The 24,210-nt window shown below is 61.5% G+C and carries 20 protein-coding genes; 11 read left to right on the forward strand and 9 right to left on the reverse strand.

All coding sequences use genetic code 11. The features are described 5' to 3' along the window. Positions 1–50 precede the first annotated feature (50 nt). The 8 genes from phaZ to NH234_RS02925 form a co-directional block, all read right to left on the reverse strand. Positions 51–905, reverse strand: a complete 855-nt coding sequence (gene phaZ / locus NH234_RS02890; RefSeq protein ID WP_085732561.1) for a poly(3-hydroxyalkanoate) depolymerase — start codon at positions 903–905, stop codon at positions 51–53. A gap of 68 nt (positions 906–973) precedes the next feature. Next, positions 974–2,653 carry a class II poly(R)-hydroxyalkanoic acid synthase gene (gene phaC, locus NH234_RS02895; protein WP_085698106.1) on the reverse strand — a complete coding sequence of 560 codons (1,680 nt, stop codon included), beginning with the start codon at positions 2,651–2,653 and terminating at the stop codon, positions 974–976. 257 nt (positions 2,654–2,910) lie between these two features. Then, positions 2,911–3,288, reverse strand: a complete 378-nt coding sequence (locus NH234_RS02900; protein ID WP_085698107.1) for a gamma-butyrobetaine hydroxylase-like domain-containing protein — start codon at positions 3,286–3,288, stop codon at positions 2,911–2,913. Positions 3,289–3,364: 76 nt separating this feature from the next. Further along, positions 3,365–4,702: an ATP-dependent protease ATPase subunit HslU gene (gene hslU, locus NH234_RS02905; RefSeq protein WP_085732563.1), complete on the reverse strand. Its 1,338-nt coding sequence runs from the start codon at positions 4,700–4,702 to the stop codon at positions 3,365–3,367. Positions 4,703–4,750: 48 nt separating this feature from the next. Further along, the gene (gene hslV / locus NH234_RS02910; RefSeq protein WP_003220875.1) at positions 4,751–5,287 is read right to left on the reverse strand and encodes an ATP-dependent protease subunit HslV; all 537 of its coding nucleotides are present in this window, start codon (positions 5,285–5,287) and stop codon (positions 4,751–4,753) included. A 155-nt stretch (positions 5,288–5,442) separates the two neighbouring features. Further along, entirely contained in the window at positions 5,443–6,159 is a 717-nt protein-coding gene (locus tag NH234_RS02915) for an SPOR domain-containing protein (RefSeq protein ID WP_085732564.1), read from the reverse strand. Position 6,160: 1 nt separating this feature from the next. Beyond that, the gene (gene argS, locus NH234_RS02920; RefSeq protein WP_085732565.1) at positions 6,161–7,897 is read right to left on the reverse strand and encodes an arginine--tRNA ligase; all 1,737 of its coding nucleotides are present in this window, start codon (positions 7,895–7,897) and stop codon (positions 6,161–6,163) included. 142 nt (positions 7,898–8,039) lie between these two features. Continuing rightward, on the reverse strand, positions 8,040–10,259 hold the full coding sequence (locus NH234_RS02925; protein ID WP_367255592.1) for a primosomal protein N': 2,220 nt from the start codon (positions 10,257–10,259) through the stop codon (positions 8,040–8,042). Positions 10,260–10,427: 168 nt separating this feature from the next. On the opposite strand from NH234_RS02925, the gene rpmE reads away from it, so the two are divergent. From rpmE to NH234_RS02940, 3 genes are all read left to right on the forward strand, one after another. Continuing rightward, a complete protein-coding gene (gene rpmE, locus NH234_RS02930; RefSeq protein ID WP_007952398.1) occupies positions 10,428–10,646 on the forward strand; it encodes a 50S ribosomal protein L31 in 219 nt (72 codons plus the stop codon). Positions 10,647–10,687: 41 nt separating this feature from the next. After that, positions 10,688–11,470: a thermonuclease family protein gene (locus NH234_RS02935; protein ID WP_085732567.1), complete on the forward strand. Its 783-nt coding sequence runs from the start codon at positions 10,688–10,690 to the stop codon at positions 11,468–11,470. A 184-nt stretch (positions 11,471–11,654) separates the two neighbouring features. Then, on the forward strand, positions 11,655–12,923 hold the full coding sequence (locus NH234_RS02940; protein WP_085711053.1) for a malic enzyme-like NAD(P)-binding protein: 1,269 nt from the start codon (positions 11,655–11,657) through the stop codon (positions 12,921–12,923). 165 nt (positions 12,924–13,088) lie between these two features. Here the strand turns inward: NH234_RS02940 and NH234_RS02945 are convergent, their stop codons facing one another. After that, positions 13,089–15,536 carry a penicillin-binding protein 1A gene (locus NH234_RS02945; protein WP_085732568.1) on the reverse strand — a complete coding sequence of 816 codons (2,448 nt, stop codon included), beginning with the start codon at positions 15,534–15,536 and terminating at the stop codon, positions 13,089–13,091. A gap of 216 nt (positions 15,537–15,752) precedes the next feature. Here NH234_RS02945 and NH234_RS02950 point away from each other — a divergent pair, with 216 nt between their 5' ends. The 8 genes from NH234_RS02950 (at position 15,753) to NH234_RS02985 (ending at position 23,990) form a co-directional block, all read left to right on the forward strand. Then, positions 15,753–16,817 carry a pilus assembly protein PilM gene (locus NH234_RS02950; protein ID WP_085732569.1) on the forward strand — a complete coding sequence of 355 codons (1,065 nt, stop codon included), beginning with the start codon at positions 15,753–15,755 and terminating at the stop codon, positions 16,815–16,817. Further along, entirely contained in the window at positions 16,817–17,383 is a 567-nt protein-coding gene (locus NH234_RS02955; RefSeq protein ID WP_085732570.1) for a PilN domain-containing protein, read from the forward strand. Before NH234_RS02950 ends, NH234_RS02955 begins: the two co-directional genes overlap by 1 nt. Continuing rightward, on the forward strand, positions 17,380–18,003 hold the full coding sequence (gene pilO, locus NH234_RS02960; RefSeq protein ID WP_085732571.1) for a type 4a pilus biogenesis protein PilO: 624 nt from the start codon (positions 17,380–17,382) through the stop codon (positions 18,001–18,003). Before NH234_RS02955 ends, pilO begins: the two co-directional genes overlap by 4 nt. Further along, positions 18,000–18,524 (forward strand): pilus assembly protein PilP, encoded by a 525-nt coding sequence (locus NH234_RS02965; protein WP_085732572.1) that lies wholly within the window; start codon positions 18,000–18,002, stop codon positions 18,522–18,524. Before pilO ends, NH234_RS02965 begins: the two co-directional genes overlap by 4 nt. 13 nt (positions 18,525–18,537) lie before the next feature. Further along, positions 18,538–20,616 carry a type IV pilus secretin PilQ gene (gene pilQ, locus NH234_RS02970; protein ID WP_367255593.1) on the forward strand — a complete coding sequence of 693 codons (2,079 nt, stop codon included), beginning with the start codon at positions 18,538–18,540 and terminating at the stop codon, positions 20,614–20,616. Between the two features lie 4 nt (positions 20,617–20,620). After that, complete coding sequence (aroK, locus tag NH234_RS02975) at positions 20,621–21,139, forward strand: shikimate kinase AroK (RefSeq protein WP_011332081.1); 519 nt, start codon at positions 20,621–20,623, stop codon at positions 21,137–21,139. 141 nt (positions 21,140–21,280) lie between these two features. Then, on the forward strand, positions 21,281–22,381 hold the full coding sequence (gene aroB / locus NH234_RS02980; protein ID WP_119429530.1) for a 3-dehydroquinate synthase: 1,101 nt from the start codon (positions 21,281–21,283) through the stop codon (positions 22,379–22,381). 10 nt (positions 22,382–22,391) lie between these two features. Next, on the forward strand, positions 22,392–23,990 hold the full coding sequence (locus tag NH234_RS02985; RefSeq protein ID WP_085732575.1) for an AAA family ATPase: 1,599 nt from the start codon (positions 22,392–22,394) through the stop codon (positions 23,988–23,990). Positions 23,991–24,210 lie beyond the last annotated feature (220 nt).

Consider the following 24,210-nt stretch of genomic DNA (forward strand, 5'->3'; position numbering starts at 1 on the left):
CACGTTGAAAAGCTCTGCAAGGAGCTGTCCAGAAAACCGGACCGGGCCGGTTATCCGCCCAGCGGTGTCGGGTGGGGGTGCATCACTGCGCGAAGACGTTCCTCCTGGAGGAACTTCATGATGATCGGTGCCACTGCTTCGGCCCGGGTGATCAGGAACAGATGACCATCATCGATGATGTGCAACTGGGCGTTGGGAATCCGCCAGGCCAGCATGCGCATGTTGATCAGCGGGATCAGCGGATCGTCGTCACCGGCCAGCACCAGGGTCGGCTGATGGATCTTGTGCAGCCAGTGAATGCTGGTCCAGCCAAGGCCCGCGAACAGTTGCCAGTAGTAGCCGAGCTTGCCCGCCGAACGCACCTTGGCCGCATGGCTGGCAGCGAGCGTCGGGTCGCGACGGAACGAGCCGCCGTAGATCATCGGGGCGATGCGGATCACATGGGACGGCTGGATGTAGCGCCGTGGACTGGCCATCATCCACAGCACCTTCGGCTTGCCCGGCACCATCACCGCACCCGCCGCCGTCGCTGCCAGTACCAGCTTCTTGCAGCGCTCGGGATAGTCATAGGCGAACTGCTGTGCCAGCGCGCCACCCCAGGACACACCAATCACATTGACCTGTCCGTAGTCGAGGTAGTCGAGCATCCGTGCTGTGAGCTTGGCCAGTCCCGGAAAGCGATACGGCCGTCTCGGCGTCGAAGACCCCCCGACACCGGGCACGTCGAAGGCGATCACTTCCAGGTCCGGATCCAGCGCCGCGACAAAAGGAAACACCAGCTCCAGGTTGGCGCCGATGCCGTTGAAAATCAGCAAGGGCGTCAAGTGAGGCTTGCCGGGGCGTACGGCGGTCCGGATGGTCTGGCCATCCAGCTCGACGGTACGAAAGATGAACGGTTGCGGCATGCTTCAGGGCCCTGTGGGTCGCAATCTCAGTGTTCACCTCACTCCCCGCAGGGAGTGAGGTGTCTCGGTTACCGCTCGTGTACGTAAGTGCCCGGTGAGGCCTCGCCTGCCGGGAATGCCTTGTTGCCCAGCTTCGTCGGTGCCTTTTTCAGTTCGCCCGATCGCGCCGCCTGCCACGCCTGCCAGTGCAGCCACCAGGAATCGGCATGCTTGGTCGAGTTTTCCTGCCAGTCATCGGCATTGGCGGTCATTTCGTCGCTGGTCATGTAGCGCGATTTCGGGTTGCCCGGCGGGTTCAGAATGCTCTGGATATGCCCGCTGCTGGACAGCACGAACTCCACCTTGCCACCAAACAGTTGCGCCGACTTGTAGCAGGACTTCCACGGGGTGATGTGGTCGTTGGTGCCGGCCAGCGAGAAGATGTCGGCCGTGACTTTCTTGAGGTCGATCGGCGTGCCGCACACTTCCAGTGCATCGGGGCGGGTCAGTGGGTTGTTTTTGAACATCTCGATCAGGTCGCCGTGGAACGCGGCCGGCAACCGGGTGGTGTCGTTGTTCCAGAACAGGATGTCGAACACCGGCGGCTCGTTGCCGAGCAGGTAGTTGTTGACCCAATAATTCCAGATCAAATCGTTGGGGCGCATCCAGGCAAAGACCTTGGCCATGTCTTTGCCTTCCAGCACACCGGCCTGATACGAATGACGCTTGGCCATCTCCAGGGTCTGCTCGTCGACGAACAAGGCGACGTCACTGTCCAGGGTGGTGTCGAGCACGCTGACCAGCAGGGTCAGGGCATTGACCTTGTTTTCACCCGTCGCGGCATAGTGGCCGAGCAGGGCGGTGCAGGTGATGCCGCCGGAGCAGGCGCCGAGCATGTTGACGTCCTTGCTGCCGGTGATCGCGGTGACCACGTCGACCGCTTCCTTCAGGGCTTCGATGTAGGTCGAGAGGCCCCACTCGCGCTGTTCCTTGGTCGGGTTGCGCCAGCTGACGATGAAGGTCTGCACATTGTTGCGCAGGCAGAAGCGCGCCAGGCTCTTGTCCGGGCTCAGGTCGAAGACGTAGAACTTGTTGATCTGCGGCGGCACCACCAGCAGCGGGCGCTCGTGCACCTGCTCGGTGATCGGCTTGTACTGGATCAGCTCCAGCACGTCATTGCGAAACACCACCGCGCCTTCCGTCACGCCCAGGCTCTTGCCGACCTCGAACGCGCCCATGTTGACCTGGCTCGGCATGCCGCCGTTGTGCACCAGATCCTTGGCCAGATGCGAGAGACCGTCGAGCAGGCTCTTGCCGCCGGTCTCGAAGAAGCGTTTGACCGCCGCCGGGTTGGCCATGCTGTTGGTCGGCGCCATGGCTTCGGTCATCAGGTTGATCACGAAGTGGCCGCGCGCGATGTCCTTGGGCGAGAGGCTGCTGTCGTCGATCCAGGCATGGAGTTCCTTGCGCCATGCCAGATAAGTTTGCAGATAACGTTTGTACAGCGGGTTCTGACTCCACGCCGGATCGACAAAGCGACGGTCATCGCCCGCCGGTTGCAGTTCTGATTTGCCGAACAGCACGTTCTTCAGTTCGAGGCCGAACCGGGTGACGTGCGTGACACTATGGATCGGTTGTTTGATGGCCTGGGTCAGCACCATTCGAGCAGAGGCCAGCAGATCCTTTCCGCGAAGCCCAACGACAGGATTCAGCCCCAGGGTGTTTTCCGAGGCCTGGTACTTCAAATCATCGTTATTCTTGTTACTCATCTACGACGCTCCATTGTCCTGAGACGAGTACCCGGTTTCTGCTGTGCAGTTCCACAGCCAATGCCAGGTACTACTGCTCGGGTGACCGTTGATTCTGCATAGCTGCTTTACAGTCGTAGAGCACTGCAGGGAACTTGCCAGCTCCATTGGTTACCCGAGTTTAATTTTTTTCGCAAGCAGCCGATCCCGGGCCGCTTTAGCGGAGCATTCAAACAGATGAATCTAGAAAATGCCCTCTAAACAGTCCGAGGCGCGGACTAGAGCATCAGCTTGACGACGGACTGATCCGGGTCGCGGGTTTTGCCGGCGGCTTTGAGTTCGGCCAGATAATCCGCCCAGAGTGCGTCATAACGTCGCCCCAGCTCGTACAGGTAATCCCAGGTGAACAGACCGCTGTCGTGACCGTCGTCGAAGGTCAGTTTCAGTGCGTACTGACCGGCCGGTTCTACCTTGGTCAGGCCGACGTGCAGTTTGCCGAATTGCAGGATCGGTTTGCCGTGGCCCTGGACCTCGGCGGAAGGGGAGTGCACGCGCAGGAATTCGGCGGGCAGGGTGTATTCCTCGCCGGACGCGTATTTGAGCGACAGGGTTTTCGAGGCTTTGTGCAGTTTGATGTCGGTGGGGAGTTGGGTCATCGCCGGCGTTCCGTCAGGTGGAAAAAATTGTGGGAGCCGATGGCTCCCACAGTTTCACGACCACTGTAAGTATGGCTTACAGGATATAACGGGACAGATCTTCGTTCTGCGCCAATTCACCCAGGTGGCTGTTGACGTACTCGGCGTCGATCAGGATCGCCTTGTCGTCATGGGCGCTGGCCAGATCACCGGCACTGAACGACACCTCTTCCAGCAGGCGCTCGAGCAGCGTGTGCAGGCGACGGGCACCGATGTTCTCGGTCTTCTCGTTGACCTGCCAGGCGATCTCCGCCAGACGCTTGATGCCTTCAGGCTGGAACTGGATGTTCAGGCCTTCGGTCTTCAGCAGCGCGCAGTATTGCTCGGTGAGCGAGGCGTGCGGTTCGCTGAGGATACGTTCGAAGTCTTCAGGGCTCAGGGCCTTGAGTTCGACGCGAATCGGCAGACGGCCTTGCAGCTCCGGTACCAGGTCGCTCGGCTTGCTCAGGTGGAACGCACCGGAAGCGATGAACAGAATGTGGTCGGTCTTGACCATGCCCAGCTTGGTGTTGACGGTGCAGCCTTCGATCAGTGGCAGCAGGTCACGCTGCACGCCTTCACGGGACACATCGGCGCCGCCGACATTGCCGCGCTTGGCGACCTTGTCGATTTCGTCGATGAACACGATACCGTGCTGCTCGACCGCTTCCAGGGCCTTGGCCTTCAACTCTTCTTCGTTGACCAGGCGACCGGCTTCTTCATCGCGCACCAGTTTCAGTGCTTCCTTGACCTTGAGCTTGCGAGACTTTTTCTTGCCCTTGCCCATGTTGGCGAACAGGGACTGCAGCTGGTTGGTCATTTCTTCCATGCCCGGAGGCGTGGCGATTTCGATGCCGGCCATCTCGGCGACTTCGATCTCGATTTCCTTGTCATCCAGCTGACCTTCGCGCAGGCGCTTGCGGAACAGCTGGCGGGTGTTGGAGTCCTGGGTCGGTGCGTCTTCGTTGCTGAAACCCATGCGTGCCGGCGGCAGCAGAGCGTCGAGGATACGATCCTCGGCAGCGTCTTCGGCGCGGTGGCGAACGCGGGTCATTTCCTGCTCGCGCAGCATCTTGATCGCGGCATCGGCCAGATCGCGGATGATCGATTCGACGTCACGGCCGACGTAGCCGACTTCGGTGAACTTGGTCGCTTCGACCTTGATGAATGGCGCGTTGGCCAGTTTGGCCAGGCGACGGGCGATTTCGGTTTTACCGACACCGGTCGGGCCGATCATCAGGATGTTCTTCGGGGTCACTTCAACGCGCAGCTCTTCAGGCAGCTGCATGCGGCGCCAGCGGTTGCGCAGGGCAATCGCGACGGCACGCTTGGCATCGTCCTGGCCGATGATATGGCGGTTGAGTTCGTGGACGATTTCGCGGGGAGTCATGGACATAATAATTGACGGTCCTCAAGCAGAAGCAAGCCGTGGCACAGGGCCGAATCAGGCTTCTTCAGCGAGATCCTGCTCCTCAATGGTCTGAGTGTGGTTGGTGAATACACAGATGTCGGCGGCGATCCCGAGAGCGGTCTCGACGATTTCGCGGGCCGACAGATCGGTCTTTTTCAGCAGCGCGCTGGCAGCGGCCTGGGCGTAACCGCCACCGGAACCCATGGCGATCAGGCCGTTTTCCGGTTCGACCACGTCACCGTTGCCGGTGATGATCAGGGAGGCGTCCTTGTTGGCGACCGCGAGCATCGCTTCGAGGCGGCTCAGGGAGCGGTCGGTACGCCATTCCTTGGCGAGTTCGACGGCGGCGCGGATCAGGTGGCCCTGATGTTTCTCGAGCTGGCCTTCGAAACGTTCGAACAGGGTAAAGGCGTCGGCGGTGGCACCGGCGAAACCGGCGATGACCTGGCCGTGGTACAGGCGACGAACTTTCTTCGCGTTGCCTTTCATCACGGTGTTGCCGAGAGAAACCTGGCCGTCGCCGCCCATGACGACTTTGCCGTGGCGGCGGACTGAAACGATGGTGGTCAAGGGAAGAGTCTCCACACTGCGGGGCGAAAATGCCTTATGCCCATTCATATGGGGGTAGTGGAGAGGATTTCAACTGCGGGGAGGGAGAGGGGACGAGCGGTGTTGTTGCGCTGATCCTCCCCACGCAGAGCGCGGGAAGGATCATTCGAGGGGAATCAGCGGCTCTGGCGTTGTTGTAACAACAGGTTGCTGAAACCTGCGCCCGCCAGTTGTTTCTGGGCAGTGGTCAGTTGTTCGCGGTTGCTGAACGGGCCGACCAGTACGCGATACCAGGTTTCATCCTTCACTGTCCCGGATTCAACCGCGACCGCCTGGCCGAGCAGAATGATCTGCGCGCGGACCTTGTCGGCATCAGCCTCTTTTCGGAACGAGCCGGCCTGGAGGAAGAACTTGGTCACCGGCGCAGCCTTGGTCACCGGAGGCGCTGGCGGTGGGGTGATCCCGGCCAGTGCAGCCTGGGCGCGTGCGGTGTCGATCTTCGCCGCTTCCGCCGGAGTCACCGGCGTAGTCGGGATCGCCGGCACCTGTGGCGTCGGCAGGGTTTTCTCCGGCACGGCGTCAGGCGGCACGATCACTTCCGATTCCGGCAGCAGGGTGTAGAAGTCGTACTTCGGCTTCACCGGTTGCGTCGGGCTCGGCGGGGTCTTGTTGGCCTCGGCGATCTTGGTGGCTTTCTGTTGTTGCTGTTGTTCGACCTTCTCGCGCTTGACCGTGTCGCTGCCCTTGCCCGGCTCCAGTTTCATCAGGAACACGATGAACGCACCGACCGTCAGGCCGATGGCCATCCACAGCCAGCCCGGAATCGGCTGCTTCGCTGGAGCTTGGTAACGGCTGGCGCCACGTTTGGGTGCAGGTTTTTTCTTGGCAGCCAACTTACATACGCTCCAGGGTTTCCAGGCCGAGCAGTTCCAGGCCTTGCTTGAGGGTACGGCCGGTCAGCGCGGCAAGGCGCAGACGGCTTTGCATTTGTGCCGGGGTGTCGGCGGCGAGGATCGGGCAGTTCTCGTAAAAGCTGGAGAACAGGCCGGCCACGTCGTACAGGTAGGTGCACAGAGTGTGTGGCGTACCCTTTTCCGCAACGTTGTTCAGCACTTCACCGAACTGCGCCAGTTTGGCCGCCAGTTCCTGCTCGTGCGCCGCTTCGAGGACGATCTGGCCGTCGACTTCGCTGAAATCCTTGCCCAGTTTGCGGAACACGCCGGCCACACGGGTGTAGGCGTACAGCAGGTACGGCGCGGTATTGCCTTCGAAGTTGAGCATCAGGTCGAAGTTGAAGCTGTAGTCGCTGGTGCGGTGCTTGGACAGGTCGGCGTACTTCACCGCGCCGATGCCAACGACCTTGGCGATGCTGCGCAGTTCGTCTTCGGCCAGTTCCGGATTCTTGTCTTTCACCAGGGTGTAGGCGCGTTCCTGAGCCTCGGTCAGCAGATCGATCAGCTTCACGGTGCCGCCGTCACGGGTCTTGAACGGACGGCCGTCGGCGCCGTTCATGGTGCCGAAGCCCATGTGCTCCATTTCCATCGGATGGGTCACGAAACCGGCCTTGCGCGCCACGGCGAACACTTGCTGGAAGTGCAGGGCCTGACGCTGGTCGACGAAGTACAGCGCACGGTCGGCCTTCAGTTTGCCGCTGCGATAGCGCACAGCTGCCAGGTCGGTGGTGGCGTACAGGTAGCCGCCGTCGGCCTTGACGATAATCACCGGCAGCGGCTCGCCTTCGGCGTTCTTGAATTCGTCGAGGAACACGCACTGGGCGCCGTTGCTTTCAACCAGCATGCCGGCGGCTTTCAGGTCGTTGACCACATTGATCAGGTCGTCGTTGTAAGCGCTTTCGCCCATCACGTCGGCCATGGTCAGTTTGACGTTGAGCAGTTCGTAGATCTTCTGGCAGTGCGACAGCGAGATGTCCTTGAACTTGGTCCACAGCGCCAGGCATTCGGCATCGCCGGCCTGCAGCTTGACCACCAGGCCGCGGGCGCGGTCGGCGAACTCCGGGGACTCGTCGAAGCGCTGCTTGGCGGCGCGGTAGAAGTTTTCCAGGTCCGACAGTTCGTCGCTGGTGATCGGGTTTTCCTGCAGATACGCCATCAGCATGCCGAACTGGGTGCCCCAGTCGCCGACGTGGTTCTGACGGATCACAGTGTCGCCGAGGAATTCGAGCACCCGGGCAACGCCGTCGCCGATGATGGTCGAGCGCAAGTGACCGACGTGCATCTCTTTGGCCAGGTTCGGTGCCGACAGGTCGACCACGGTGCGTTGCGCCGGACCCGCCTTGCGCACGCCAACGTGAGCGTCGGCCAGTGCGGCGTCGAGGCGCGAGGCCAGCGCCTGAGTGTTCTGGAAGAAATTGATGAAGCCGGGGCCGGCGATTTCGGCCTTGGTGACGTTCTCGTCAGCCGGCAGGGCGGCGATGATTTTTTCCGCCAGGTCACGCGGCTTCATGCCCGCAGGCTTGGCCAGCATCATGGCGATGTTGCTGGCAAAATCGCCGTGGGTCTTGTCCCGAGCGTTTTCCACCTGGATCGCCGGCGTCAGGCCTTCAGGCAACACACCTTCGTTGACGAGTTGGGTGAGGGCTTGTTGGATCAGCTGGCGAATGGTGTCTTTCATGGTCTTCTCTTTCGACCGCAAGCGCGGCGGCGCATCGATGCGCGGGTGGAAAAACTGGGCATTATCCGTTGCGAAGACGGGCTTGCCAACCTTAGCAGGCAGGATGTGGATGTGTGGTGACAATTCGACCGGTTTTTCCCGGTCAGTACAGATCCACGGGATCGACATCCAGCGACCAGCGCACCGCCCGGCCGCTTGGCATCTGCTCCAGCGCCAGCAGCCAGCTCGACAGCAACCGGTGCAGCGGCGCCCGGGCCGTGGCCTGCAAAAGCAGCTGCGCGCGGAAGCGTCCGGCCCGACGTTCCATCGGCGCCGGCACTGGTCCCAGCAGTTCGATACCGCTCAGGTTCTGTTCGGCCAGCAAGCGCTCGGCCTCACTGCACGCCTCATCGAGAAAGCCTTCAGCCTGCCCCGGCTTGTGTGCTTCGGCGCGCAGCAGCGCCAGATGGGCGAACGGCGGCAGGCCGGCGGCGCGACGCTCGCTCAGGGCCTGTTCGGCAAAGGCGAAGTAACCCTGCTCGGTCAGTTGCACCAATAAAGGATGGTCGGCCAGGTGCGTCTGAATGATCACCTTGCCCGGTTCTTCCGCCCGCCCGGCGCGCCCGGCAACCTGCACGATCAACTGCGCCATGCGCTCGCTGGCGCGGAAGTCGCCGGAAAACAGCCCGCCGTCGGCATCGAGGATCGACACCAGGGTGACCCGGGGAAAGTGGTGACCCTTGGCCAACATCTGGGTGCCGACCAGAATGCACGGCTGGCCTTTCTGGATCGTGGCGAACAACTGATTCATCGCGTCTTTGCGCGAGGTGCTGTCACGGTCGACGCGCAGCACCGGATAGTCCGGGAACAGAATCGCCAGCCGTTCCTCGGCCCGCTCGGTGCCGGCGCCCACCGGCCGCAGATCGACCTTGTTGCACTTCGGGCACTGGCGCGGCACACGCTCGACGTAACCGCAGTGGTGGCAGCGCAGCTCGCCGTAGCGCTGGTGCACGGTCATCCGCGCATCGCAGCGCTGGCACTCGGACATCCAGCCGCAATCGTGGCACAGCAGGGTCGGGGCAAACCCTCGGCGGTTGAGGAACACCAGCACCTGCTGGCCGGCGGCGAGGGTCTGGCCGATGGCTTGCTGCATCGGCCCGGAAATGCCGCTGTCCAGCGGACGGCTTTTTACGTCCAGACGCAGGAACCGTGGCTGTTTGGCGCCGCCGGCCCGTTCATTCAGGCGCAGGAGTCCGTACCGGCCGGTATAGGCGTTGTGCAGGCTTTCCAGGGATGGCGTCGCGGAGCCGAGCACGATCGGGATGTTTTCCTGACGCGCGCGCACCAGTGCCAGATCCCGTGCGTGGTAGCGCAGGCCTTCCTGCTGTTTATAGGAACCGTCGTGTTCTTCGTCGATGATGATCAGCCCCGGATTTTTCATCGGGGTGAACAGTGCCGAGCGGGTGCCGATAATAATGTCGGCCTCGCCATCCCGGGCAGCGAGCCAGGCATCGAGGCGATCGCGGTCGTTGACGGCCGAGTGCAGTAGGGCGATGCGCGCATTGAAACGTTGTTCGAAGCGGGCCAGGGTCTGCGGACCGAGGTTGATCTCCGGGATCAGTACCAGCGCCTGTTTGCCGGCCTCGAGGGTTTCGCGGATCAGTTGTAGATAGACTTCGGTCTTGCCGCTGCCGGTGACTCCGGCCAGCAGGAACGCGTGATAACTGTCGAAACCGGCGCGAATCGCTTCATAAGCGGCGCGCTGTTCGCTGTTGAGCGGCAGCTCCGGCTGGGCCAGCCAGTGCTCGTGGCGTGCGCCGGGGGCGTGGCGACGTACTTCGACTTGTACCAGATCTTTGGCCAGCAGCAGATCGAGGCTGTCCTTGTTCAGCATCAGTTTGCTTAGCAACTGATGGGCGACGCCGTGAGGGTGCTGGGCCAAAGTCGCAAGGGCTTCACGCTGGCGCGGGGCGCGGGCGATGCGCGGGTCGTCGAGGCTGGCGCCGGGGGCGGCGGACCAGAAACGTTCCTGGCGGGCTTCCGCCAGTTCGCCCTGGCGCAGCAATACCGGTAATGCCCAACTCAAGGTGTCGCCGAGGCTGTGCTGATAATACTGAGCCGTCCACAGGCACAGCTTGAACAGTGCCGGCGGCAACGGTGCGGTGGCGTCGAGCAGGGCCAGCGCCGGTTTGAGCTTTTCCACCGGCACTTCACTGGTGTCAGTGACTTCCACCAGAATCCCGATCATTTCCCGCCGACCGAACGGCACCCGCAGCCGCATGCCCGGTTGCAACTGCGAACGCAGCACACCGGCCGGGGCCCGATAGTCGAACAGGCGGCGCAGGGGCGAAGGCAGGGCGAGGCGCAGAATGGCGTCGGGCACGCGGAGGATTCTCATAGGCGGGGCGGTGAAGAAGGGCGGGAGCCTAGCAGACGGTCGGTCTCGGTGACAGCTTGCGTGATTGAAAAGGTCTGGTAGAATCCGCGGCCTAATTACGTGCGGTATTCAACAATCGTGTTGGATGGCGGCACGCCAGCTGAGGAAAACACCATGAAAGCCGATATCCACCCGAATTACCCAGAAGTTGCAGTAACTTGCAGCTGCGGCAACAAGTTCGAAACCCGTTCGACCTTCGGCAAAGCCCTGGCGATCGACGTTTGCAACGAGTGCCACCCGTTCTACACCGGTAAGCAGAAGACTCTGGACACCGGTGGTCGCGTTCAGAAGTTCGCCGACCGTTTCGGTGCTTTCGGCGCGAAAAAGGCCTAAGGCCTCTCATTCTGGAAAACCTCAGCGGCTTTTCCGGTCTGATGAAAAAGGCGTCCCTTGTGGGCGCCTTTTTTGTGTCCGCGATTTGGCTGTCCGCTGCCCAGGCCTTTTGTCCGGCGCCCTCGGGTCTGTCCAGCGTGGTGGTGCAGCGGGTTGTCGATGGCGACACGGTGCGCCTGAGTGACGGTCGCAGCGTACGCCTGATCGGTCTCAACACGCCTGAATTGGGCAAGCAGGGTCGCGGCGACGAGCCGTTTGCCGTGGCGGCGCGCAAACGCCTGGAAGCCTTGGTAGCTGACAGTGGCGGACGAGTCGGTTTGCGCCTCGGCGCGCAGGAAAAAGACCATTACGGGCGTACGCTCGCCCATCTCTACAGCGTCAGCGGCGCCAGTCTCGAAGCGCAAATGCTCGCCGATGGCCTCGGTTTCCGGGTCGCGGTGGCGCCGAATGTCGATCTTGTCGATTGTCAGCAAGCCGCCGAACGCAGCGCGCGGCAGGCCGGGCTTGGCCTTTGGAAGCGCTCGCCTGTACTGAAAGCGGAGCAGATCGAACGCTCGGGTTTCGCCATCGTCAGCGGGCGTGTGAGCAAGGTTCAGCGCAATCGTGGCGGAATCTGGATCGAGTTGCAGGACAAGCTTGTACTGCGCGTTGCACCCAATCTGCTGGAGCGCTTCGATGTCAGTTCCCTGCAAGCGTTGAAGGGCAAGCAAATCGAAGCCCGGGGCTGGGTGGTCGACCGTTCACGACGGGGCGGATTGAAATCCGGTCAGGTCCGTTGGCTGTTGCCGCTGACCGATTCTTCAATGTTGCAATCGTCCCGCTGAAGAAAAAGTTGTAGACATTTTTTCTGTCGATTGTGAACAGTCTAGCCCTTGTGCGCCGTGGCTCTTGGCCCAAAGTCGTAGGGCAGGGCGCTTGACAGGGGTGACCGGGCAGTCTTGTGGGGACTTTGCGAGGCGCGTATCCTCGCTGACCAGTCTGTCCAACAGTAAAAAGCGGAATGCCAAAATGTCTGATCTGAAAACTGCCGCTCTCGAATATCACGCCAATCCTCGTCCAGGAAAGCTGAGTGTCGAGCTCACCAAGGCCACTGCTACCGCCCGCGACCTGTCGCTGGCCTACAGCCCCGGCGTAGCTGAACCAGTGCGCGAGATCGCCCGCGATCCTGAACTGGCCTACAAGTACACCGGCAAGGGCAACCTGGTTGCAGTCATTTCCGATGGCACCGCGATTCTGGGCCTGGGTAACCTCGGCCCATTGGCTTCCAAGCCAGTGATGGAAGGTAAAGGCGTGCTGTTCAAGCGCTTCGCCGGCATCGACGTATTCGACATCGAAGTCGACTCCGAAAGCCCGCAAGCCTTCATCGACACCGTAAAACGCATTTCCATCACCTTCGGTGGCATCAACCTGGAAGACATCAAGGCGCCTGAGTGCTTTGAGATCGAACGCGCTCTGATCGAGCAGTGCGACATTCCGGTGTTCCACGATGACCAGCACGGCACCGCGATCGTGACCGCTGCGGGCATGATCAACGCTCTGGAAATCGCTGGCAAAACCCTCGGCGAAGCCAAGATCGTCTGCCTGGGCGCCGGCGCTGCCGCAATCTCCTGCATGAAATTGCTGGTGAGCATGGGCGCCAAGGTCGAGAACATCTTCATGATCGACCGTACCGGCGTGATCCACGCTGGCCGTGACGACCTGAACCAGTACAAGGCTGTGTTTGCTCACGCTACCGAGAAGCGCACCCTGGACGACGCCATCGAAGGCGCTGACGTATTCGTCGGCCTGTCGGGCCCGAACCTGCTGAGCGCCGAGCAACTCAAGCGCATGGCGGCCAACCCGATCGTCTTCGCCTGCTCCAACCCGGATCCGGAAATCTCCCCGGAACTGGCTCACGCCACACGCAACGACGTGATCATGGCCACCGGCCGTTCGGACTACCCGAACCAGGTCAACAACGTGCTGGGCTTCCCGTTCATCTTCCGCGGTGCCCTGGACGTTCGCGCCAAGCGCATCAACGAAGAAATGAAGATCGCTGCCGCCAACGCTCTGCGCGAACTGGCCAAGCTGCCGGTTCCACAGGAAGTCTGCGACGCCTACGGCGGTATCTCCCTGGAATTCGGTCGTGAGTACATCATTCCGAAGCCAATGGACAAGCGCCTGATCACCGTGATCTCCGACGCCGTGGCCAAGGCCGCGATCGAGACCGGCGTAGCGACCCTGCCGTATCCGAAGAACTACCCGCTGAAAAGCGTGGATGACGTGTTCAACGGCTAAGTCGTTGTAGCGCTTCAAGTGAAAGCCCCGGCTCGTGAGAGTCGGGGCTTTTTTGTTCCTGAGGTTTTTGTGTCGAGTGTGGCCTGTTCGTCCGGCACCGATCCTGAAGGCAATAAAAAAAGCCCCGCACTTCTCACGAAGGCGGGGCTTTTTAGCGGATCAGGATCAGAACAAATCGATCGGCGCCTGTTCATCCGCGGGCAGCGGACTACCCGGCGCTGTCCCATTGCCGATCTCGTTGACCGACGGCGGCGTGTCTTCGGCCTTGAACAGTTCGAAGTAGGCGCCTGCCGTGCTCGGGGAGGCTGCGCGGCCGCTGACCGGGTCTACCCGCAGGCTGAGGATGCCTTCCGGCTCCGGCTGGACATGCGGCGGCTTGTCCTTGAGCGCGGCGCTCATGTAGTTCATCCAGATCGGCAGCGCCACGGTGCCGCCGAACTCCCGGCGACCGAGGCTTTCCGGCTGGTCGAAACCGGTCCAGACCGTGGTCACGTAATCGGCGTTGTAACCGGAGAACCACGCATCCTTGGATTCGTTGGTAGTACCGGTTTTACCCGCGATGTCGCTGCGGCCCATGGCCAGTGCACGACGACCGGTGCCGAGCTTGATCACGTCCTGCAGCATGCTGTTGAGGATGTAGGTGGTGCGGCCATCGACGATGCGCTCGGCGACTGCCGGCACTTGTGGCACCGCTGCAGCGCTCGGTGCTTCACCCGGAACCGGTGCTGCACCGACGGTGATCGATTGAGTCGCCGGTGCCGCGATGCCGTCGGTAGCCGCGCCGCCCTGTGGCACGGTCGGCGGGTTGGCGACGAACAATGTGTCGCCATTGCGGCTTTCGATCTTGTCGATGATGTACGGGGTGATCTTGTAACCACCGTTGGCGAAGGTGCTCCAGCCGGTGGCGATTTCCATCGGGGTCAGGGTCGCGGTGCCCAGCGCCAGGGACAGGTTTGGCGGCAGATCCTGCTTGTTGAAACCGAAGCGGGTGATGTAGTCGATGGTCTTGCCTACGCCCATCGCCTGCAGCAGGCGGATCGAAACCAGGTTGCGCGACTTGTACAGCGCTTCACGCAGACGGATCGGGCCGAGGAAGGTGTTGGTGTCGTTCTTCGGGCGCCAGACCTTGTCCAGATACTCGTCGACGAACACGATCGGCGCGTCGTTGACCAGCGTGGCGGCGGTGTAGCCGTTATCCAGCGCGGCACTGTAGACGAATGGCTTGAAGCTCGAGCCCGGCTGACGCTTGGCCTGCGTCGCGCGGTTGTAGTTGCTCTGCTCGAAGGCGAAACCGCCGACCAGCGAACGGATCGCGCCGTTCTGCGGATCCAGCGACACCAACGCACCCTGGGCCTGCGGAATCTGGCTGAACTTCAGCGAATTGTTCGGCTGGCGCTGTACGCGCACCAGGTCGCCGACCTGCGCGACATCCGATGGCTGACGCGGTGCGGCGCCCATGCTGTTGGTATTGAGGAACGGACGGGCCCATTTCATGGTGTCCCACGCCACGTGCTCTTCACCGGTCCGGGTCAGCACTTGCAGGCCGTTCTTGTCGACCTGGGTGACGATGGCCGGCTCGAGACTGCTGATGGTGCGTTGCTTGGTAAGCTCGACGGCCCAGGCTTCACGGGTCTTGCCCGGCAGGCGCGATTCAGGGCCACGGTAGCCGTGACGCTGGTCGTAGGTCATCAGGCCTTCGTGCAGCGCGGTGTTGGCCATTTCCTGCAGGTTGCTCGGCACCGTGGTGGTGACGCGGAAACCTTCGGTATAGGCGTCGCTGCCATAGCGGCCGACCATTTCGGCGCGGGCCATCTCGGCGATGTACGGCGCGTTCACTTCCGGGGTCGGCACGTGGTAGCTGGCGTTCAGCGGCTCGTTGATGGCAGCGGTGTAGTCGGCTTCGGTGATCTTGCCGAGCTTGTACATGCGCCCGAGGATCCAGTCGCGACGCTCCTTGCTGCGCGCCGGGTTGGCCAGCGGGTTGAAGCGCGAAGGGGCCTTCGGCAGGCCGGCGATCATCGCCATCTGCGCCAGGCTGACCTCGCGGATCGACTTGCCGTAATACACCTGCGCCGCCGCCTCGATGCCATAGGCGCGGTTGCCCAGATAAATCTTGTTCACGTACAGCTCAAGGATCTCGTCCTTGGTCAGCTGCCGTTCGATCTGCAGGGCCAGGAGGATTTCTGTGGTCTTGCGCGAGAAGCTGCGTTCGCTGGTCAGGAAGAAGTTCTTCGCCACCTGCATGGTGATGGTGCTGCCGCCGGACTGGATGTGCCCGCTCTTGACCAGTTGGGTCGCGGCACGCATCAGGCTGCTCGGATCGACGCCATAGTGGTTGGCGAAGTTGTCGTCTTCAGCACTTAGTAACGCATTGATGAAATTGGGGGGAATGTCGGCGAAACGGATCGGTGTGCGGCGCATTTCGCCAAATTCTGCGATCAACTTGTTGTCGCTGCTGTACACCCGGAGGGGAATCTGCAACTGAATGCTTCTCAGCGCCTCCACAGATGGCAAACCCGGACTAAGGTAAAGAAACGCGCCGCTGAGACCTAAAAGCAGTCCGCAGAAAACGGCGACGATGGACCAACCGAAGAATTTCAGCAGACGAATCAAGGCTTTTGGACATCCAGGGCAAAGAATGAATTGGGCGACAGGGTTCCGGAAACACACAGAACGGCCCGCGCCGGCAGTAAAAAGCGGAAAAAATCGCTGGGCATTATAAGCACTTTTCCGCTGGGGGCGTCATTTGCGCTTCTGTCAAGACGGGGCGAGGGAACGCAATGCGCATTACAGAGTCCGTAACTCACGGAAAGTCATAGGGAATTGGTAGTGCTAGGACTCTTCAACAAAAAGACCAATACGTTACTGGGGATCGACATCAGTTCCACTTCGGTGAAGCTGCTGGAGCTGAGCCGTCAGGGTGAGCGCTACCGGGTCGAGGCGTACGCGGTGGAGCCGTTGCCGGCCAACGCCGTGGTCGAGAAAAACATCGCCGAACTCGAAGGCGTCGGGCATGCCCTGTCCCGGGTGCTGGTCAAGGCGCGCACCGGGCTCAAGAGCGTGGCGGTGGCGGTGGCCGGTTCGGCGGTGATCACTAAGGTCATCGAAATGGACGCCGGGCTGTCCGACGACGAACTGGAAAACCAGCTCAAGATCGAGGCCGACCAATACATTCCCTATCCGTTGGACGAGGTCGCCATCGACTTCGAAGTCCAGGGTATCTCGCCGCGCAATCCCGAGCGGGTCAACGTGCTGCTGGCCGCCTGTCGCAAGGAAAACGTCGAAGTCCGTGAGGCTGCACTGGCCCTCGCCGGCCTGACTGCGCGGGTGGTGGATGTCGAGGCCTATGCGCTTGAGCGCTCGTTCGGCCTGCTGGCCACGCAACTGGCGGCTTCCCAGGAGCGCTTGACCGTTGCGGTGGTCGATATCGGCGCCACCATGACCACCCTCAGCGTCCTGCACAACGGCCGGATCATCTATACCCGCGAGCAACTCTTTGGCGGGCGCCAGCTGACCGAGGAAATCCAGCGCCGTTATGGCCTGACCATTGAGCAGGCCGGGCTGGCCAAGAAGCAGGGCGGTCTGCCGGACGATTACGTCAGCGAGGTCCTGCAGCCGTTTCGCGAGGCGCTGGTGCAGCAGGTCTCACGCTCCTTGCAGTTTTTCTTCGCTTCCGGCCAGTACAACGCGGTCGACCATATTTTGCTGGCCGGCGGCACGGCGTCGGTGCCCGGGCTGGACCGGCTGATTGAAGAACGCCTGGGGACGCCGACCCAGGTTGCCAATCCGTTTTTCGACATGGCCTTGAGCAGCAAAGTCAATGCCGGGGCCCTGGCCAGTGATGCGCCGGCCCTGATGATTGCCTGTGGGCTCGCGCTCAGGAGTTTCGACTGATGGCGCGGATCAACCTTTTACCCTGGCGTGAGGAGCGCCGCGAAGAACGACGCAAACGCTTCCTGCTGACCCTGACCGGCGTAGTGGTCGGCTCGGTCGGCGCAGTCTTTATTGCTGCTGAGGTTTTCAGTACCGCCATTGAGCGGCAGCAGGTGCGCAACGATTACATCGGCAAGCAGATCGCCGTGGTGGATGAGCGGATCCAGCAGATCAGCGAGCTCAAGGCGCGTCGCCAGCAGTTGGTGGAGCGGATGCGCATCATCCAGGACCTGCAGGCCAACCGGCAGGTCAGCGGGAGAATTTTCGATCAGCTGGCGCGCACCCTGCCCGACGGCGTCTATTTCACCAGCGTGAAGATGGTCGGCAAGACCCTGTCGATCAGTGGTGCGGCGGAATCGAACAACCGGGTCTCCGACCTGATGCGCAATCTTGAGGCGTCCGACTGGTTCGATGCGCCGACCCTGAACGAGGTCAAGGCAACCACGGCGGGGCAGCTGGATCAGGCCAACGTGTTCCAGTTGACCGTCCATCAGACCCGGCCGAAAAACCTGGAGGACGACCAATGAAACCGTCCGAATGGCTGGCCAGCCTGCGCAATATCGACTTCAACGACCTGGATACCAGCAACATCGGCTCCTGGCCGCCGGCCGTGAAAGGCCTGGCCGGGGCGCTATTGATGATTCTGGTGCTGGCCCTGGGCTACAACTTTTTCGTCAGCGACATGGAAAACCAGCTTGAGCTCAAGCGTACAGAGGAAGCCACGCTCAAGGAGCAGTTCTCCAGCAAGGCGCACCTGGCGGCCAATCTCGAGCTGTACACCCAGCAGATGAAGGAAATGGAGAACTCGTTTGGCGTCCTGCTGCGGCAATTGCCCAGCGACACCGAAGTGCCGGGGCTGCTGGAAGACATCACGCGCACCGGTCTGGGCAGCGGTCTTGAATTCGAGGAGATCAAGCTGTTGCCGGAGGTGACGCAGCAGTTCTACATCGAATTGCCGATCCAGATCACCGTCACGGGTGCCTATCACGACCTCGCCACTTTCGTCAGCGGTGTGGCCGGGTTGCCGCGGATCGTGACGCTGCACGACTTCGAGCTGGCACCGGCCAACCCGGAAGGCGGGACGAAGTTGCGCATGAGCATCCTCGCCAAGACGTACCGTTACAACGACAAGGGGCTGCAAAAATGAGCCCGATCCGTTTCCTTCTATTGTCGACCTTGACGCTGGGCTTGAGCGGTTGCGGCGGCAACGACTTCAGCGATCTCGACGCTTACATGAATGAAGTGCGCCTGCGGCCGCCGGGCAAGATCGAGCCGACGCCGACCTTTCGTTCCTACCAGACGTTCACCTATAGCGCCGCCAGCCTGCGCAGCCCGTTCTCGCGTCAGGTGCGGGTCGATCTGGCCGGGCAGCAGCACGGCTCGCGCAACGTCAAGCCGGATCCGACACGGGTCAAGCAATACCTCGAAGGTTTCAACATCGAGCAATTCGAGATGGTCGGCACGATCGCCAATGCGTCCGGCTCCTTTGCGCTGCTGCGCGGAGCGGGCGGGGTGCATCGGCTGAAAGTCGGCGATTACCTGGGGCGCAACGACGGGCGCATCGTCGCGATCAGTGCCACCCAGGTCGATGTGGTCGAAATCGTTCCCGATGGCGAAGGCGCCTGGCTGGAGCGGCCGCGCACCATTCCTTTGAAAGAGCACTCATAGTGGAAGTCGAACAATGAACAGGATTTTCTCCACCCTCGGTTTTTCGCTATGGATAGCGCTGCTGTCGCCGATGGTTCAAGCGGCAAATCTGAAGACGCTGGACGTGGCGGCGCTGCCGGGCGATCGCGTCGAGTTGAAGCTATCGTTCGACGGCCCACCGCCACAGCCCAAGGGCTACACCACCGATTCGCCGGCGCGGATCGCTCTGGATCTGCCGGGAGTGGTCAGCCAGCTCGCGAGCAAGACTCGTGACCTCGGTAGCGGTAATGCGCGCACTGCCACAGTGGTCGAGGCCAACGACCGTACCCGGTTGATCATCAATCTGACGCAACTGGCGCCGTATGACACCCGGGTCGAGGGGAATACGTTGTTCGTGGTGGTCGGGCAAGGTTCCAAAGTCACCGCGCCGCGACCTGCCACCAAGGCTCCACGTGCGACACCGGTGGCGGCACCGGTCCGGACGTTCGCGCCGACCGCCAGGGCCATCCGAGGCGTGGACTTCCAGCGCGGCACGGCGGGCGAGGGCAATGTCGTCATCGACCTGTCCGACCCGACCATCGCGCCGGACATCCAGGAACATGACGGCAAGATCATTCTCAATTTCGCTCGCACCCAACTGCCCGAACCGTTGCGGGTGCGTCTCGACGTCAAGGATTTCGCCACCCCGGTGCAGTTCGTCAATGCTGGTGTCAGCGGTGATCGAGCGACCATCACCGTCGAGCCCAGCGGCACGTTCGACTATTCCACTTACCAGACCGACAACAAGCTGACCGTGAGCATCCGGCCGTTGACCGTCGATGACCTGCAAAAGCGCAATGCTGACCGCAACACTTATAGCGGCGAAAAGCTTTCGCTGAATTTCCAGGACATCGATGTGCGTTCGGTGCTGCAACTGATCGCCGATTTCACCAACCTCAATCTGGTCGCCAGCGACACGGTGCAGGGCGGAATCACCCTGCGTCTGCAAAACGTGCCGTGGGATCAGGCGCTGGATCTAGTGCTCAAGACCAAAGGCCTGGACAAGCGCAAAGTCGGAAATGTGTTGCTGGTGGCGCCGGCGGATGAAATCGCCGCCCGCGAACGGCAGGAACTGGAGTCGCAGAAGCAGATCGCCGAGCTGGCGCCGCTGCGCCGTGAACTGTTGCAAGTGAATTACGCCAAGGCCGCGGATATCGCCAAGTTGTTCCAGTCGGTCACCAGCGCCGAGGCCAAAGTCGACGAACGGGGTTCGATCACCGTCGATGAGCGCACCAACAACATCATCGCCTACCAGACCCAGGATCGTCTCGACGAGCTGCGGCGGATCGTGGCGCAACTGGATATCCCGGTGCGTCAGGTGATGATCGAGGCACGGATCGTCGAGGCCAACGTCGATTACGACAAGAGCCTGGGCGTTCGCTGGGGCGGATCGATCCAGAACAAGGGCAATTGGAATACCTCCGGGGTCAGCAACGGCTCGTCGACCACCATTGGTACGCCGGGCAGCACCAGCACCAACTCGCCGTTCGTCGACATGGGTACAGTCAACAACACCTCCGGGATCGGCATTGCGTTCATCACCGACAACGTCTTGCTGGACCTTGAGCTGACGGCGATGGAGAAGACCGGCAACGGGGAGATCGTCTCGCAGCCCAAGGTGGTCACCTCCGACAAGGAGACCGCGAAGATCCTCAAGGGCACCGAGATTCCGTATCAGGAAGCCAGCTCCAGCGGCGCTACATCGGTGTCGTTCAAGGAGGCCTCGCTGTCGCTGGAGGTCACGCCGCAGATCACCCCGGACAATCGCATCATCATGGAGGTGAAGGTCACCAAGGACGAACCGGACTACCTGAACAAAGTGCAGGATGTACCGCCGATCAAGAAAAACGAGGTCAATGCCAAGGTACTTGTGAACGACGGCGAGACCATCGTGATTGGCGGGGTTTTCTCAAATACTCAAAGCAAGGTCGTAGATAAGGTGCCATTTCTTGGCGATGTGCCGTATCTTGGCCGCCTTTTCCGGCGTGATGTAGTTTCGGAGAAAAAATCCGAGCTGCTGGTATTCCTCACTCCGCGTATCATGAATAACCAGGCGATTGCTGTGAGTCGTTGATTCTGTGCGAAATTTGATTCTTGTAGGACCGATGGGGGCTGGAAAAAGCACCATCGGCCGATTACTGGCCAAAGAGCTGCGCCTGCCGTTCAAGGATTCCGACAAGGAAATTGAACTGCGTACGGGCGCCAATATCCCGTGGATCTTCGACAAGGAAGGCGAGCCCGGTTTTCGTGATCGTGAGCAGGCGATGATCGCCGAGCTGTGCGCGTTCGACGGCGTAGTGCTGGCGACGGGCGGCGGCGCGGTGATGCGCGACGCCAACCGCAAGGCCCTGCACGAGGGCGGGCGGGTGGTGTATCTGCACGCCTCTGTCGAACAGCAGGTCGGCCGGACTTCCCGCGACCGCAATCGCCCGCTGCTGCGCACAGCCAATCCCGAGAAAACCCTGCGCGACCTGCTGGCGATCCGCGATCCGCTTTATCGGGAAATCGCCGATCTGGTGGTGGAAACCGACGAGCGGCCGCCACGCATGGTGGTGCTCGACATTCTTGACCGTCTGGCGCAACTTCCACCCCGTTAAAGCGTCGCCCGAAATGCGCTATCCTCGGCGTCCTGTCGAGGGTTGTGGCGGATCGCACGCAAGCGGCGTCACACCTTTCAAGACCGGGGACATCCGATAATTCAAGGCAGGACGCCTGCTTCCATCTTCACGTGGGGACACATGCAGACACTCAAGGTCGATCTAGGCGAGCGCAGCTACCCGATTCATATTGGCGAAGGACTGTTGGATCAGCCTGAATTGCTGGCTCCGCACATTCACGGGCGGCAAGTGGCAATCATCTCCAACGAGACCGTTGCGCCGCTCTATCTCGAGCGTCTGACCCGCAGTCTTTCGCAGTTTTCGGTAGTTTCCGTGGTGCTGCCGGACGGCGAAGCCTTCAAGAACTGGGAAACCCTGCAACTGATCTTCGACGGTCTGCTGACCGCTCGTCACGACCGCCGCACCACGGTGATCGCCCTCGGTGGCGGTGTGATCGGCGACATGGCCGGCTTTGCGGCCGCCTGCTACCAGCGCGGCGTCGATTTCATCCAAATCCCTACCACGCTGCTGTCCCAGGTCGATTCGTCGGTGGGCGGCAAGACCGGCATCAACCATCCGCTGGGCAAGAACATGGTCGGCGCGTTCTATCAGCCGAACGTGGTGCTGATCGATACGGCGTCCCTGAAAACCCTGCCAGCGCGTGAGTTGTCCGCGGGCCTGGCGGAGGTCATCAAGTACGGCCTGATCTGCGACGAGCCGTTTCTGACCTGGCTCGAAGACAACGTCGACGCCCTGCGCGCGCTGGATCAGAAAGCCCTGACCTATGCCATCGAGCGCTCCTGCGCGGCCAAGGCTGCGGTGGTCGGCGCCGATGAGAAAGAAACCGGTGTACGCGCCACGCTCAACCTCGGCCACACCTTCGGCCACGCCATCGAAACCCACATGGGCTATGGTGTCTGGTTGCACGGTGAAGCGGTCGCTGCTGGCACGGTAATGGCGATGGAAATGTCCGCGCGCCTCGGCTGGATCAGCGAGCAGGAGCGCGATCGCGGCATTCGTCTGTTCCAGCGCGCCGGCCTGCCGGTGGTTCCGCCTGAAGAGATGACCGAAGCCGATTTTCTTGAACACATGGCAATTGACAAAAAAGTGATCGACGGTCGTCTGCGCCTGGTGCTGCTGCGCCGGATGGGCGAAGCGGTAGTGACCGACGATTATCCGAAAGAGGTTCTACAGGCAACGCTGGGAGCGGATTACCGCGCTCTGGCTCAGCTTAAAGGTTAATAAGATTCCGATGACTAGTTTGCATGCCGACGAGGCGTTCCTCGGCCATTTCCAGTTAAGTCATGACCCTTTTGCTCCACGGGTCCCGGGCTTCAAATTCTTCCCGGCCCAGCGCAAACCGGTGCTGGGTCAACTGCACCACCTGGCGCGTTACAGCCAGTTGCTGCTGGTGGTCACCGGCCCTCAAGGCAGCGGAAAGACGTTGCTGCGTCAGGCGCTGGTGGCGAGCACCAACAAGCAGTCGGTTCAAAGTGTTGTAGTTTCCGCCCGTGGCGCTGGCGATGCCGCCGGTGTGCTGCGTCAGGTTGCCCAGGCGCTGGACGTGGCCCAGGCCGAAGTCGGTGCGATCCTCGATCAGGTCGTACAGCTGGCGCTGACCGGCCAGGAGGTCTATCTGCTGGTGGACGATGCCGAGCAGCTCGACGAGTCCGCCCTCGAAGCCTTGATGGCTTTGGGTGCCGGCGCACCGGAAGGCCGACCGCATGTGTTCCTGTTCGGTGAGTCGTCGCTGATTGCCCAGCTTGAGGCGCTGCACCTTGAAGAAGAGCGCTTCCACGTCATCGAATTGCAGCCGTACACAGAAGAAGAAACCCGCGAATATCTCGACCAGCGGCTAGAAGGTGCGGGCCGGGGTGTCGAACTTTTCACCGCGGATCAGATCTCTGATATTCACGAAAGCTCCGAGGGTTGGCCGGGCAACATCAACCAGGTCGCTCGCGATGCTCTGATCGAAGTCATGATTGCCAGCCGCTCTGCGGTCAAGCGTCCAAGTATGGGGTTCAACATGCCGAAGAAACACGTATTGGCGATTTCCGCCGTCGTCGTGGTGGCGGTCGCTGCCGCCTGGCTGATGCCCGGTCGCAACAAGGCGCCGACCACCGGCGCACCGGCCAACGAACAGGCACAGCTGCCATTGGGCCAGGGTGGCGCGCCGAACGTGGAGTTCGCCGGTAACACCCAGCCGATGCCGTTGCCGCTGGTCGGCAATTCGCAACCGGTCATGCGCAAGCCATTGGCCGAAGCGGCCGGCGGGATCACCGAAGGTGACGACGGCGTACCGCTGGAAGGCTCGAGCAATACACCGCCGACCGTGACGACCACCGCGCCACCGGCCGGCGTGCCTGCCGGTCCTGCGCCAACGCCGGTTCCGGTCCCGGCGGCCAAACCGACGCCGGCACCGACTCAGGTTGCCACGGCCAAGCCAGCGCCTGCTCCGGCTGCGCCAGTCGCCAAGCCAGCTCCGGCGCCTGCCAAGCCTGTCGCTGCGGCCAAACCGGCCGAGAAAGCCACCGAGAAGCCGGTCACCGTCGCCAAGGCCGCCGGTGGCAACTGGTATGCCGGTCAAGCCCCGGGCAACTACGTGGTGCAGATCCTCGGCACCAGCTCCGAAGCGGCTGCGCAAAGCTTCGTCAAGGAGCAGGGCGGCGAGTACCGTTATTTCAAGAAAGTCCTCAACGGCAAGCCGCTCTACGTGATCACCTATGGCAGCTTTGCCAATCGTGATGCGGCCGTTTCTGCCATCAAGGCCTTGCCAGCGAAGGTTCAGGCTGGTAAACCTTGGCCTCGCACTGTCGCCAGCGTCCAACAGGAACTGGCAACAACTCGCTGAAGATTCGGCGGCCTTACCCAGGCCGCCACTCCAAGCACCTCAAAATTTCTACAAGTGCGCGCCGCCCTTACGGGTCGCGTGCCTTGTGGTGTCTGCGTCACAGTAGTCTTTGAGTCGTTGCGGTCAAAATTAAAAAAGTTTTGACTAGCACAGCAGATCGCTTTAAACCTTTCACAAATGCGACATGAGTTTGCGACATTTCGTCGTCAAATTTGTGAGC

It is taken from the genome of Pseudomonas sp. stari2 (assembly GCF_040760005.1).
GTDB lineage: Bacteria > Pseudomonadota > Gammaproteobacteria > Pseudomonadales > Pseudomonadaceae > Aquipseudomonas.

Coding starts and splice junctions, on each gene's coding strand:
- NH234_RS02965 (WP_085732572.1), top strand. CDS start 18,000: ATGAGCCCGATCCGTTTCCTTCTATTGTCGACCTTGACGCTGGGCTTG.
- argS (WP_085732565.1), bottom strand. CDS start 7,897: ATGAAAGACACCATTCGCCAGCTGATCCAACAAGCCCTCACCCAACTC.
- NH234_RS02940 (WP_085711053.1), top strand. CDS start 11,655: ATGTCTGATCTGAAAACTGCCGCTCTCGAATATCACGCCAATCCTCGT.
- hslU (WP_085732563.1), bottom strand. CDS start 4,702: ATGTCCATGACTCCCCGCGAAATCGTCCACGAACTCAACCGCCATATC.
- rpmE (WP_007952398.1), top strand. CDS start 10,428: ATGAAAGCCGATATCCACCCGAATTACCCAGAAGTTGCAGTAACTTGC.
- aroB (WP_119429530.1), top strand. CDS start 21,281: ATGCAGACACTCAAGGTCGATCTAGGCGAGCGCAGCTACCCGATTCAT.
- NH234_RS02935 (WP_085732567.1), top strand. CDS start 10,688: ATGAAAAAGGCGTCCCTTGTGGGCGCCTTTTTTGTGTCCGCGATTTGG.
- NH234_RS02900 (WP_085698107.1), bottom strand. CDS start 3,288: ATGACCCAACTCCCCACCGACATCAAACTGCACAAAGCCTCGAAAACC.
- phaC (WP_085698106.1), bottom strand. CDS start 2,653: ATGAGTAACAAGAATAACGATGATTTGAAGTACCAGGCCTCGGAAAAC.
- NH234_RS02985 (WP_085732575.1), top strand. CDS start 22,392: ATGACTAGTTTGCATGCCGACGAGGCGTTCCTCGGCCATTTCCAGTTA.
- NH234_RS02955 (WP_085732570.1), top strand. CDS start 16,817: ATGGCGCGGATCAACCTTTTACCCTGGCGTGAGGAGCGCCGCGAAGAA.
- pilO (WP_085732571.1), top strand. CDS start 17,380: ATGAAACCGTCCGAATGGCTGGCCAGCCTGCGCAATATCGACTTCAAC.
- pilQ (WP_367255593.1), top strand. CDS start 18,538: ATGAACAGGATTTTCTCCACCCTCGGTTTTTCGCTATGGATAGCGCTG.
- phaZ (WP_085732561.1), bottom strand. CDS start 905: ATGCCGCAACCGTTCATCTTTCGTACCGTCGAGCTGGATGGCCAGACC.